This is a genomic window from Chitinophaga sp. 30R24, assembly GCF_049056765.1.
Classification (GTDB): Bacteria; Bacteroidota; Bacteroidia; order Chitinophagales; family Chitinophagaceae; genus Chitinophaga.
This window is the reverse complement of sequence record NZ_JBJGXX010000014.1, coordinates 85,446-99,276: the sequence shown is the minus strand read 5'-3', so window position 1 is coordinate 99,276 and position 13,831 is coordinate 85,446. Positions and strand designations below refer to the sequence as shown.

Here is a 13,831-nt window from a genome sequence, read left to right as displayed (position 1 = left end):
ACGCACTGCTTACGAACGTATTTTGCCTGCACCGTTGCAGGAACATTATCCGTTGTCGCACGCACAACAACGCCTGTGGATATTACAGCAGATGAGCGAAGAACAACAGGCATATAACATTCCACGTGTTTATTATATGAATGGAAGGCCGGATGTGGCAAAGCTGCAACGTAGTTTGCAGCAGCTGATCCGCCGCCATGAAATACTGCGTACTGTTTTCAGGCCGATAAACGGGGAAGTACGGCAGGTGGTATTGTCTGAAAACGAGCTGCCGCGGGTATTTCATTTCATCAGTGCAGAGCAGCTGGAGACAGATAATATCAGTGCAGATCAATTTATCCGGGATCATATCAATTATACTTTCCACCTGGAACATGGGCCATTGCTGCAAACATGGTTGGTGCAGTCGGGGCCGGATCGGTTTATTTTCCTGATGAATATGCATCATATTATCTCCGATGGCTGGTCGGCCACCATTTTATTAGCGGAGCTGATAGAAAATTATAATCACGAAGGAACAATTATTCCAGTGCAACGGCCAGAACTGCCGATACAGTATAAGGACTATGCCTGCTGGGAGCAACAGTATCTCACAGGAGAACGGGGAACCAGGCATAAAAATTTCTGGCTGGAAAACCTGGCGGGAGACATACCACGCATCTCCTTACCGGAAACATTTGCGCGCCCTGCAAAGAAAAGCTATCGCGGAGATGCTTGTTATTACCAGCTAAGCAGTGATCTTACACAACAACTGAAGGTATTGTCTGAAAAAACAAATGCCAGTATGTTCATGTTGCTGATGTCTGCCTTTAATACCCTCTTTTACCGGTATCTTGGTATAGAAGATGTGGTGATTGGTACTGTGGTGGCAGGTCGTGAGAAAGCTGAGCTGTCCGGCCAGGTTGGGTTTTATGTAAATACGCTGGCTATACGTACAAAGGTTTCCGGAGAAGACAGTTTCCGTAAACTAGTGGAAAGAGTCCGTGAAAATATGTTCAAACTATCTGAGCATCAGTATTATCCTTTCGATAAAGTGATCAGTGACCTGGGATTACCTGCCGATGCCAGCCGTTCCAGCCTGTTCGATATAATGTTTGTTTACCAGAACAATGATGAACTGACAGATGAAACATTATCGATCGATGGAATTGTGATGGAAGAAACAACGGGACAGCCCGAAGGCAGTAAGTTTGATATTTCTTTCGTAGCAAGTGAGAGACAGGAAAAGCTGAACTTCTACATAGAATATAATACGGATGTATATGATAAGGCATTTATCCTGCGGTTCATGCAGCATTTTTCACAGCTGCTGGAAAGCATTGTCATCTACACTGACCAGCCATTGGCGCACCTGTCTTACCTTTCGCAGGAAGAGTTGAAACAGCTGCATAGCTTTAATCAAACAGCGTATACACATCCGTTATCGTTGCCCGCTATTCAGTCCTACTTTGAATACCAGGTAATGCAACAGCCGGATCGTCCTGCCATCTTCTTTGAAGAAGAAGAATGGAGCTATGCGGATGTTAACGGGGCAGCGAACCAGCTGGCGCATTGGATCAGGAGTGAATGCCCGGAGCTGCGTGACCGTGTGATTGCATTTGTGGCAGACCGTTCGCCATGGCAGTTGATCATGATGTTAGGAATTTTGAAATCAGGTGCTGCCTTTTTACCGATTGATCCGTCAAATCCTCCAGAGCGCATTGCCTTTATGCTGGAAGATGCGGCACCCGTGTTGGTGATTACAGATACAACAGCAATCGCCTGGGATAATGATACTACGTTCCCGGTAAAAACGCTGGCAGCCATTCAGGTGGGCCTTGGGGATTTTGAAGAATCAGATCCGGGATTGATGAATACATCAGAAGACCTGGCGTATCTCATCTATACATCAGGATCTACGGGTACCCCCAAAGGCGTAATGATACCACATCGTGGCACCATCAATATGGCGCTGGACCAGTCTATCCGCTTTGAACTTACACCCGCCGACAGAAGTCTGCAATTCGCCACTATCTCATTTGATGCCGCGGTGTACGAAATATTTATGGCTCTTTTTGCAGGCAGTGCTATCGTTGTATTAAAACAGGAAATTATTAATCAACCTAATGCATTTTTGCAGTATATTGAGCAATGTGGTGTAACCATTGCTACACTACCTCCTGCATATCTTGTTAGCCTCGGAAAGCGTCATCTGAAAAATATCAGGATATTGATTACCGCTGGTGAAGCACCTCATGCAGATTATGCTTTTTATTACAACCAGTACCTGAAGTATTATAATGCTTACGGCCCCACCGAATACAGTGTTTGCACCACTGTTCACCAGGTGAGGGGCGATGAAGGGGAAATTCCTGCAGGCAGGCCGTTATCCAATACGCAACTGTACATCCTGGATGATAACCAGCAATTGTTGCCTGTAGGTTTCCTGGGAGAGATTACTGTGTCAGGAGAAGGTATTGCCCGCGGGTATCTCAACAGACCCGGATTAACGAACGAAAAATTTATAGATCATCCTTTTAAACCCGGTCAGAAACTTTACAGAACAGGTGATATTGGAAGATGGAACCCGGATGGAACGATTGTATTTGCCGGCAGAAAAGACAGCCTGGTGAAGATAAGAGGATACCGGGTGGAGCTGGCGGAAATAGAACAGGTTTTGTTAACACATCCAGCCGTTAAAATAGCTGTTGTGACCTACAAAAAAGAAGCAAATGAACGAGATGCCCTGAATGCCTATATGGTAGCAGATAACCCACCAGACCCCCGGGAAATAAAAGCATGGCTTGCCCAAAAGCTGCCGCACTACATGATCCCTGGTTACATCTGCTTCCTGGAAGTCATTCCTTTAACATCTAATGGAAAGATCAACTATTCGCTGTTGCCTGTGCCGTCAAAAGAAGGGGAGCTGCTGTATAAAGCGATAGCCCCGCAGAATGAGCTGGAAGAAACGCTGCTGGACATATGGAAGGCGGTGCTTGGAATGGAAGTGATTAGTGTGGAAGATGATTTCTTTAGCATCGGCGGACAGTCTATACTGGCTATGCAACTGATGTCAAAAATATGGGACCGCACCGGTAAAAACATCAGCATCCGTGACCTGGTGAAATATCCCACCATCCGGGGATTGGCGGCCTTTATCAGCCATGATGCGGTAGACAAGGGCCTGTTGCTGCCACTGAGCCGGGCTATCGGCGGCAATCGTAAACTATTTATGATACCACCTGTAGTGGGATCTGCTACTGTATTCAAACACTTGTCGGCCCAGCTCGAAGAAGTTGGCATCAATTGCTACGGGTTACAATACCGCGGCTTTGATTATGAAGATAATTTCGACGTTAGCATTGATTCCATGGCGGAGTCCTTTGCAAGGGAAATATTGAAAGTGGCGGCCGGCACAACAGAAAAGAAATATATACTGGGTTACTCCATGGGCGCTTTACTGGCTATGGAAACCGCCTGGCTGCTGGAAGCAGCGGGCCACCACGTAAACGTTATTCTGTTGGATAAAGATCCGCTGGCAGGCCTGGGAGACCTCCGCATCAAAGGGAAAAAAGTAAATACCGGCAAACAATACCTGGAGAAATTATTCGAATTGCATTTCAAACATGTAGCACATGAAATCCTGCTGAAAGATATGGAAAGAATACAAAAACTGCTGGCGCATAACTTATCGCTGCTGGAAAATTATCTGCCTGATAAACAGTTGCGGTCTGATATACTGGCCATAGAAGCGGCAGGCACTACAAAGAAAAATAAGATGCTGAAATGGGAAACGTATACGGAGGGAAAATTTGAACATCTCTTCTGTGAAGGAGATCACTTCAGTATCATCCGGGAAGAAAACACGCCTGTGCTGGCGGACAATATTGCACGATTTATGTTGAGCTAAAAATTTCCTGTATTTTAAACTACATCAAAGTGGATATCTTCAAATTATTTCAAAAGAGATCGAAACTGTTTTATCTGTCACTGCTTTTTCTGGGACTGATAAACGCCGTGTGGTCCAGTGTATTGCTGTTGTTTATCAACGGAAAAATCGCAGGTGAGCAAACACCGTTTATGAATAACTATGACTGGCGTATTTATGTAGCGCTGATTGTATCGTCATTCATCACCTCCCGCTTTTTCCAGGTGTATATGATCCGCCTTACCTATGATCTTGGTAATGATCTTGCCCTTTCTATTTTTCAGAAATTGCGCTTTTCTAACTATGAAGAATATACGGAACTGGGAGAAGATAAAGTAAGAACCGCTATGGCGGATGTGGTGGTACTGCAACGTTTCCCGCAGGCTTTTATCGAAACATTCAACGCTGCAGTGATGGTACTGATTGGTTTGGGCTATCTCTTCTGGGTAAACACTATCAGTGCACTGGTTGTATTTGCGGTACTGATTATTCTGGGCACACTGTATTATCTCCGTAACATGGTTATCCAGCGTGACTTGAACAAGGCAAGGGATCTCGCCAACGTGTATCAGCAAAATGTAAATGACTTCCTGCGTGGATTCAGGGAAGTAAAAATGAGTACCAAACGCAGTGATAATATTTACCATGACTTCCTGGTAACCAATAGAAATAAGGTAAAGGAGCTTACCGTAAAAAGTATCCTGAAACTGATGGGTAATGAGCTGATCGGCAACTATTCCTGGTACATGATGCTAGGCATGGTACTCTTCGCTATCCCTGTGTTGTTGCATACCAGTATTCATGACAGCAGCAGCTTTGTGATCACCCTGCTGTTTCTCATGGGACCTGTAAGTATTGTTATCACAGAGATCAAGGAATTTACGATGATGCAGATTGCGATTGCCCGTATCAATCAATTTAATGAGCTGCTGAAGGCTGCTGAACTGATCGAAATGGGGCATGGCGATATGACACCTATCAATACCACTTTTGAAAGTATCCGTTTTGAGGATGTGGTGTATGAATATTTTGATGAAAAGAAAAAGGAAACATTCCGTTTGCAGCCGCTGAATATAGACATCAGAAAAGGCGACTGTATTTTTGTGACCGGCGGGAATGGTAGTGGTAAAAGCACTTTCATCCACCTGCTCACGGGGTTGTATGTACCCTGCAGTGGTCGTATTTATCTGAATGATGTATTGATCGATCAATCCAATTACCCTTATTACCGCAACCAGCTATCCGCCATATTTACAGACTGTCACCTGTTTTCGGAGAACTATGACCGGTTTGCACTGCAAGATAATGAGCAGCTTAAGTTCCTCATTAATGAGATGCAGCTGAAGGATGTGATAAAGATAGATGAAGAAAAAAACAGGATTTCCACCAACTTATCCAAAGGACAACAAAAACGACTGGCTTTGATCTGCCTGTTGCTGGAAGACAAAGATGTGATTGTACTGGATGAGTGGGCGGCAGAACAGGACCCGTCTTTCCGGGCCATTTTTTACAAAGAAATTATACCGGAATTGAAGCGTAAAGGTAAAACGGTGATAGCCGTTACTCATGATGATCAGTATTTCCATTGCGCGGAAAAAGTGGTAAAGTTTGATTACGGCACTATCGTGGATATAAATATCAATCAACCTTTGCTGGAGGTACAGATGTAACATTACTCATCGGCTAAAAATTTTTTATGACTCTTTTATTGTCCGTACTTATGTTTTTTACAACCCCGTCCCAATCCGCCGATACACAGCAGGTGCTGCAGGCTGTTATCAGTGCTGAACATTTTGATGAAACATTGCAGGATGCCACCGGCGCAAAACCCGCGCATCTGACCATTGCAGCAAACGGGCTGTTTGATGTGCAGCAGCAGTTGACGTGGGATGGCGCCAGGGTAACCGTTATACCGGCTCCCGTTGCAGAAAACAAAGTATCCTGTCTGGATGTACAAACGCTGCACATCGGTAAAAAGAATGCCCGCCTATACGCTTATACTGCCAATGGAAAGCTAATTGTGAAGCTGAACAAGACAGGGGATAAGTGGGAAGTGAAACATTTTTATTTCCGTAAAAAGAGAAAGATGGTATGGGATGCTAATTTCTGATGCCATCAAAGGTTAACCTGGCTATCCTGAAACCTTTGCGTTACCCTTGAATTTATTCACCTAATAACCCTTATGTGAGGCCACCTGCGGGTGGCAGGCACAGATAATACCATATTGAAATGCATATGAATCATAAGATTGTTTTACTGTTGATGACAAGCCTTCTGGCAGCGAATTTTGTAATAGGGCAGGTAAGAACCGGGTCTATTCATGGAAAAGTAGTGTCGCCGGATCAACGGGGTATTTTTTCTGCTACTATTGCCCTGCGTAAGAATACAGATAAAACAACGGTGAAATTTGCGGCTACCGACAGCAGCGGTGTATTTGATTTTGATCAGATTCCTTATGGAGAATATGTTGTATCCATTACCTGTGTTGGATTTGAACGGTTTGTAACCGAATCATTTGGGTTAAATTCCACACAACATAACCTGGAGCCGGTAGTGATGGCGCCCGATGTTAAGGATCTTAAAGACGTAACAATAACTGCAGTAAAGCCGATTATTGAGCGGCGAATGGACCGTACTATTGTGAATGTGTCTAGCTCAGTTACCATGTCGGGAGGTACCGGACTGGAAGTGTTGGCGCAATCACCAGGTGTGACTATCACAACAAATGGCCGTATCGCTATCAAAGGTAAAGAGGGCACCGTAGTGCTTATCGATGGACGGCAAACTTATCTTACTGGTGCAGACCTTACCAACTATCTCCGTAGTTTACAGGCAAACCAGATAGAGAAGGTGGAAATTATCAGCAATCCTTCTGCCCGATACGATGCTGCAGGCAATGGCATTATTAATATCATTACCCAAACAGAAGCAAAAAAAGGCTGGGGAGCTGCGTTCGCCCTCAGCTACAGACAAGGCAAATACGCCAACACAGCAGATAATGTTATGTTACATTACCGGGCGGAAAAATTTAACCTGGGTGCCACCTTCAACTACCAGCAAGCTAACGGTTTTCAGGATTATTATGTGTTGCGCAATCTGCGTGATATGCATCTCGATAATATCGAAACGGTTTTTGACCAGAACAGCTACCAGAAAACAAGAAATATCAGCATGAATGCCCGGATCAATATGGATTATTACCTGAACGTGAAAACAGTCATTGGCGCCAGTGTAACATACTTCGATAATCCTACGCGCAGCTCCGGTTACAGTACCACATTGCTGAAATCACCGGACCTGGCTACCTTGCAGCGGGTAGCTTCCAATACAGGTACCAACGGTACCTGGCATAATCCGGGCTACAATCTTAACCTTCGTCGTGCGATAGGAAATAAAGGACAAAATCTGTCACTGGATGCTAACTACCTCCACTATAATACGCATGACTCACAGGTTTTTGATAACTATTTTTATAAGGAGTTGAAAGAAGAGCCTGATACAGTAGAATATTTCAGGGCGAAGTTTCCACGAACCATCAAAATAGGTTCTGCCAAAGCGGATTACGAACTGCCGATTACCACGAAAGACAAGCTTGAAATGGGTGTCAGGTATAGCGAAGTGCGTTCGGATAACAATGCCTTGTATTATAATGAAGTTAGCGGATTGCTGCATGAAGACAGTGTTAACAGCAACCATTTCGTTTACCGGGAACGTATTGTTGCCGCCTACCTGACTTATAAAAAACAACTGGATAAATTCAATATGCAGGCAGGGTTGCGGATAGAAAAAACATCTTCCAGCAGCAGCCAGCTTACTACCGGGCAGGTGAATAACCTGGATTATACACCGTTGTTCCCGTCATTATCCCTTGAATATAAGCTGAATGAAGACCATTCCCTGGGAATCAGCTACAGCAGGAGGATTGAAAGACCTGAGTACCAGAATCTGAATCCATTTAAATATTATATAGACAAGTATACGTACGAGCAGGGAAATCCATACCTGCGTCCGCAAATCAGCAATAATATTGAACTGAATTATCTTTTGTTCAATGGTTTCCTTTCAGCTACGCTGTCGTACAGCAGGATAGACAAACCTATTTTATCAGTAGTGCTGCAGGATATAGACAGGAATGAAACCTTCCTGATACCACAGAACATGAACAGTAGCAGTGTAGTAGGTTTGAACGTTAGTTCCACCATTCCTGTATTCACCGGGTTTACTTCTACCTTGAACCTGGATCTGAATAACCGGGATATCAAAGGAGAAGTTAACGGGCTACCCTATACGTTGAGCAAGCTGCAATTTTATGGTACCATGCTGAACCAGTATAAATTCGGTACCGGATGGTCTGCCGAATTGTATGGACAGTACGCGTCTTCCAGCATTGATGAAACGTTTATACGCCGCCCTTATGGTACTATCAGTATTGGGGTATCCAAAAGTGTATTGCAAAAAAAAGGTGCTATACGTCTTAGCGGAGCGGATATATTTTACTGGGATCAATTTGTGGCCAGCAGCCGTTATCAGCATGTGGATGTATATGCAGATAATCGTTTCCAGACAAGAATGATAAGGCTTGGGTTTACATACCGGATAAACAGTACGGGCAAAGCAGAAAAAGAAAAAGAGAAGCCACAAGAAGTAGAGCGGGTGAAGACCAAACAATAATCAATCGTTATTTCTTCAACATCATAAAACAGCATTATGCACATCAGAAAAACAATTTTCGCAGCATTTGTATCCGGGATGATGATAAGTTCCCTGGCTGCAGCAGCACAAACAGGTGGTTTGCAAAGTCTGGTAACAGACAGGGCGGACGTGCTTAAACCAGCAACAGAAGAAACACTGCTTAAACAATTGCAGCAGGAAGAAAAGGAATCAGGTGTTAAAATTTATGTTCTTACAGTGAAAACGTTCGACCAGAAAGAGATTGATCAATTGGTAGAAGGGGCAGGCAAAATCCCGATCTCTAAAGGAAAGAAAGGTGGTTCGGTATTGCTGGTAGCTTCTCCTGGAAGTAAAAAGATAAAGATTGTTGTCAGTGATGAGCTGGAAGGCCGGCTGACCAATGATCTGTGTACACAGCTGATTAAATCTGAAATAGTGCCATCGCTTAAGAAAGGCGACTATGACACTGGCCTCAGAGCAGGTGTGAATGCCTTGCAGAAGGCATTGAAAGGAAATTATGTAAGCAGGGATTAGTCTTCCGTTTTAATATGATAGCAGCTTATAATGCATTAATCGGATCACTGTCATTTGATCCGCATACAGAACAGGTGTTACTGGACCCGAAGGTATTGCAGGAGCATCATTTTTATCTGCACTTGGTGAAGTACCTGGCGCCGGTTTATCCTGCAGTGCCGGAAGCAGCACAGCAGCGTTTAGGCGTTGCCGTATACTTGTACTTCAGGTTCGCTTTATCATGCGACCGTCTCATCGATGATAAAAAGTCATTGGACGGCGCTGGTATTAAAGGATTCTTTGTGCACATCCGATTGCTGGAGGCTGCTGTCAGGGAGCTCTCTGCGTTTTTCCCTGCAGGACATGACTTCTGGCCGCAGTTTGAAAAAAGCAGAGAGCAGTATTTGAGTGCTATCCTGGCGGAGAAGCAATTGGCCAAACAATCTGTAACGTTAACGCGGGAACGCTTTGAACAGCTGGCTGCCGGTAAGTCGGCTTTGTGTTACGCGGTACCTGTAGCGATGGGTTTATTGCCTGGTGCAGACTCGGCACAGCTGCGGCCCCTGCAGCAATGCCTGGAGTACCTGCACATCGGGTTTCAATACCTGGATGATATTGATGATTACCAAAAGGATATACAGGAAGGGCAGCCTAACTTCGCTGCCTGCCTGTTAGCAGAAAAGCTGGCAGCGATGAAGCTTCAGTCCCCTTTACCGGAAGGGCAAGAGCGGTATAAACTGTTGTTCCTGACCGGCGTAGCTACCCACTGCCTGGAACATGCTATCCTGAACTTTGAAAAGAGTTTGGCGTCCATTGCCGGTACAGGGTTAGCACAACTGGAGCATTACATCTCCCGAAATATCCATAAGGCACAGGAACAGATAAAAGCTATCAGCCTGCTGGTAGATAAAGCAAAGGTAAAAGCTTCTCATAGTAGTCAACATCAACATGTGGCAAAGACACAGTTTTCTGTTGCAGATATTGAACAGGCGATTGCTAATGCAAAAGCCTTTTTATGGGCGGCCATGGAGGATGATGGCAGTTGGACAGACTTTCTTACCAATGCGGGCCTGGGACGTAATTGGATTACGGCATATGTAGCGATGAACCTTACCGAAGTAAGCTGCGATAATGCATTGCCGGACAAAGCAGCTGCGTTGCTGTTTTCTGAAAAATTCAGCGGCGCCTATAATCCGCAGATAAGCAGTGATGCAGACTCGCTTAATTTTCTGATCGGGTTCCTCCATAACCGGGAATATCAGATAGAACCCTCCCTGCTGGAAGAATGGACAGCTTTCTGCAGCAGTGGCGGCGGATGGAGTACCTATCACAATCCTGCCATACTAAGGTCTATTATGGGGCTGAAAGCGGAAGCAGATGTTTCCGGATGGTTATCGCCCAAAACCTGTGTAAGCGCCGCTGCCTTGTATGTGCTCTCCAGGAAAGCACAATATGGTGAGGGATATCAACGCAGTGCTGATTACCTGGCAGACATGCAGAAGGAAAATGGCAGCTGGGACTCCTATTGGTGGTCCAGTCCTGTTTATGCTACAGCATATGCCATACAGGCTTTATCAGCCTCGGGCCGGTACGGGAACAGCTGTATGAAGGCCGTTGATTGGCTATGCGCCAGCCAATCTTCCGGTGGATGTTGGAACAGTGATATTATTTTCAGTGAAAGCCCGTTGTACACAGCGATGGCTATGAAGGCACTGTTACATGCCGATGCACTTCAAAATGCTCCTAACCTGACCGCCGCACAGAACTGGCTTCTGCACCATCAAACATCGGATGGCAGCTGGCAAAGTACTTATGCCTTGCTGGTGCCATCTCCCGAGATACATGATATCCGGGAGGTATCACGTTGGAAGAAGGGATCCTTCGGTGTAAATACTATTGTTGATGATCATTCTCGCGTGTTTACAACAGTCACTGTGGTAAATACCCTGGAGTATCTGTTAACTAAAATCCGGCAACAATAACAGGTGTTGATAACAACGCTACATATCGCCCCCTATAGTACTACCCGTTGGGTGGTGCATACTGGAACAGGTAAGAATGTGCTGATCAACGATTCAACCTATCAGCTGATACAGCTGCTACAAGAGGCCTGTAGCTGGGAGCAGGCATATGCCGGCTTCCAGGAAGCTTTTAAGGTAAAGCTCTCATTTGATGAATTCAATACGCTTGTAACAACTAAAATTGGCCCACTGGGGCTATTGACGGATGTCGCTGAGTCACCATCAGGCATGAAAGACTACCTGCCCATGCGTTTTTCGTTGCTGAGGGCAGAATTGGTAACTGTGATGGCAGCACCATTGAAGATACTATTCTTCCGGAATTTGTTCTTTGTCTGTTTTAGCCTGTTGTTGTTGTATAATCTTTACTTTTTGTTTTTTGTGATGAAAGAATGGTGGGCATTAAAAGGGGTAAACTGGTGGAGCTTTTTTGCCCTTGCAGGTGGGGCCATGATCCTGCATGAGGTGGGTCATATTGCAGCTGCGCGGAAATTTGGCGTGAAAACGGGCGGTATCGGTATTGGTTTTTATTTCATCATGCCAGTGATGTACGCGGATATTTCTGATATCTGGTCGGTGTCACGTTGGAAAAGGATTATTATCAATTGCGCAGGCGTCTATGTGGAATTGCTGCTGACAGCCATTCTTGGTATATACTGGTGGTACAGTAAGAACGCCACTGTGCAGTTGGCATTTGCTGTAATCCTGATAAGAACATGTATGCAACTACGTCCTTTCTTTCGGTCAGACGGCTACTGGATACTTTCTGATCTGTTGCAAATCCCTAATTTGTTACCAGAATCTAGGCGCTTATTAAAAAAAATCGGGGAGAAGAAATCGCTGTCTGGCAAGTGGCGTTATCAATGGGAATTGTCATCCAAAGAAAGATGGATGCTGGGGTATGTTATCAGTAATACAACAGCTATGGTCATATATTTTTTATACGTAACGGCGCATTACGGTGTGGCATTGCTGCAATTCCCGGCTGCGCTGCTTATATTCTTGAAAAGTGCTCTTACCAGTCGTTTTGAATGGCCTGGCTGGCAACCCGGGAATGTGTTTATCATCATCTATTACCTGGTATTAATATACTATATCCTGAAAATATTAAAGCTGCTAGCTTCCCGGTTTCTTGGCAAAAGGGCAGGTTAAGACCGGGAATAAACCTTTCTGTCCTAAATGTTAAACTTCATTAAAATCAATTAACATGAACACTCAGATCACCACACATGTAGAAGAAATAGTTGTACTGGCAGACCACTTTGAAGTGGAAGAACTGGAAGAGAGACTGGAATTCGTTACATGGGATTACGATTTCTAATCGGAAATTGTTAACCGTTTTTTAATTACCTAAGAGGCTGGTCAATTGGCCAGCTTCTTAGTCTAAACAATGCAAATGCAAAAGCCACAGTTGTTTTTATTGCACTTTGCGGGTGGAAACCGCTATTCGTTCAAACCATTGGAGCATCTCCTGAAGGACTTTGAAGTGATATTACCGGAGTTACCAGGAAGAGGCGACCGCATAGGTGAAACTTTACTACGAGATGCAGAAGCCGCCGCCAGAGACTTTTACCGGCAAATCTCGGCCCGGGTGGCCGGCGGAGGATTCATGATCTATGGCCATAGCATGGGCGCTGCTCTATCGCTGCGGGTAACACAGTTGCTGGAAGCGGAAGGGAAATTCCCGAGGTTATTGATGGTGGGTGGAAATGCAGGCCCCGCCAGTAAGGGTGACAGAACAACTTACCTCCTCAGCGATGATGACTTTTTTGAGGAAGTTAAAAAATTGGGAGGACTTTCTGAAGAAGTGCTGAATACCCCGGAGTTATTGGCGTTTATTGAACCTATTTTAAGAGCCGATTTTGAGATCGCTGAGAAAGAAGAACTCAGCGCAGTCGTACAATCACCTATCTATGGAATTATGGGCAGCGAAGAAGAAAATGCCGAAAAACTATTCAACTGGCGGCAATTTACCCATGCTGATTTCCATGGGGAAATAGTAACAGGCAATCATTTTTTTATATTCGAGCATCCGGAGAAAGTGGCAGGCATTATCAGGCAACAATATTTGAAAGCAGTAAGAAGCAGTAATGATTTAGAAATTAAAAATTACACCTGAACTAAAAATATTTGGCATATTGTTATTCAAGCCCTTCATATAGCTTAGTTTCACCTCCAGATTATGGGTTTTGCCGACGCCTATACGAAAGCCGGCGTTGGCAACAGGTCCTGTGGTGTTATACTTATAACTGGTATTATATTCACGTAGTTGACTGTCTTTATAATTCTCATTCCTGCTGCCATAGTAATAGCCATATCCGGCACCTGCAAAGAAGCCAAAACGGTTATGAGCAGACCTGGTGGAACCACGACCGAAGTTCAGGTTGAATACCACAGGTAAATTAAACATAAAACGGAGGTTGTTGCTTTCACTGTTGTCAGATGAAGAGTTATAGTCGCCACTGAAGCGACCTCCCAATCCAATATTTAGTGGCACTCCAACAGATATAGACATATTATCTTTCTCAAGAAAATTAAAACGTGTAGAATAAGTAAGGCCACCTATTGTACTGGTATTTGAACTGGTGACGTTGTCTGCAAAAATGATAATACCAACTCCGTGCATAAATCTTTGGGAATAAGCACTGAAGCAGGAGATACAAGCAAAGGTCAACAAGATAATTTTTTTCATTCCGATATCGGTTAAGAAGGGTTTAAGAAT

9 protein-coding genes are annotated in these 13,831 nt (G+C 44.5%); 8 read left to right on the top strand and 1 reads right to left on the bottom strand.

The features are described 5' to 3' along the window. The 8 genes from ACDQ55_RS19815 to ACDQ55_RS19780 all read left to right on the top strand — a co-directional run. Positions 1-3,889 (top strand): non-ribosomal peptide synthetase (locus ACDQ55_RS19815; protein ID WP_420983314.1); only part of this gene is annotated, 3,889 nt, incomplete at its 5' end. A gap of 29 nt (positions 3,890-3,918) precedes the next feature. Then, positions 3,919-5,577, top strand: coding sequence for a cyclic peptide export ABC transporter (locus ACDQ55_RS19810; RefSeq protein ID WP_420983313.1), 1,659 nt, complete (start codon positions 3,919-3,921; stop codon positions 5,575-5,577). A gap of 50 nt (positions 5,578-5,627) precedes the next feature. After that, positions 5,628-6,017: a hypothetical protein gene (locus ACDQ55_RS19805; RefSeq protein WP_420983311.1), complete on the top strand. Its 390-nt coding sequence runs from the start codon at positions 5,628-5,630 to the stop codon at positions 6,015-6,017. Positions 6,018-6,142: 125 nt separating this feature from the next. Continuing rightward, the gene (locus ACDQ55_RS19800) at positions 6,143-8,578 is read left to right on the top strand and encodes a TonB-dependent receptor domain-containing protein (RefSeq protein WP_420983310.1); all 2,436 of its coding nucleotides are present in this window, start codon (positions 6,143-6,145) and stop codon (positions 8,576-8,578) included. A 36-nt stretch (positions 8,579-8,614) separates the two neighbouring features. Further along, the gene (locus ACDQ55_RS19795) at positions 8,615-9,112 is read left to right on the top strand and encodes a TPM domain-containing protein (RefSeq protein WP_420983309.1); all 498 of its coding nucleotides are present in this window, start codon (positions 8,615-8,617) and stop codon (positions 9,110-9,112) included. Positions 9,113-9,126: 14 nt separating this feature from the next. Beyond that, positions 9,127-11,073, top strand: a complete 1,947-nt coding sequence (locus ACDQ55_RS19790) for a hypothetical protein (protein WP_420983307.1) — start codon at positions 9,127-9,129, stop codon at positions 11,071-11,073. A 3-nt stretch (positions 11,074-11,076) separates the two neighbouring features. Then, positions 11,077-12,261 (top strand): site-2 protease family protein, encoded by a 1,185-nt coding sequence (locus tag ACDQ55_RS19785; protein WP_420983306.1) that lies wholly within the window; start codon positions 11,077-11,079, stop codon positions 12,259-12,261. A gap of 244 nt (positions 12,262-12,505) precedes the next feature. Next, positions 12,506-13,228, top strand: coding sequence for a thioesterase II family protein (locus tag ACDQ55_RS19780; protein WP_420983304.1), 723 nt, complete (start codon positions 12,506-12,508; stop codon positions 13,226-13,228). On the opposite strand, the gene ACDQ55_RS19775 is transcribed toward ACDQ55_RS19780, so the two are convergent. Next, positions 13,205-13,801, bottom strand: coding sequence for a hypothetical protein (locus tag ACDQ55_RS19775; RefSeq protein WP_420983302.1), 597 nt, complete (start codon positions 13,799-13,801; stop codon positions 13,205-13,207). The genes ACDQ55_RS19780 and ACDQ55_RS19775 overlap by 24 nt on opposite strands. Between the last annotated feature and the right edge of the window lie 30 nt (positions 13,802-13,831).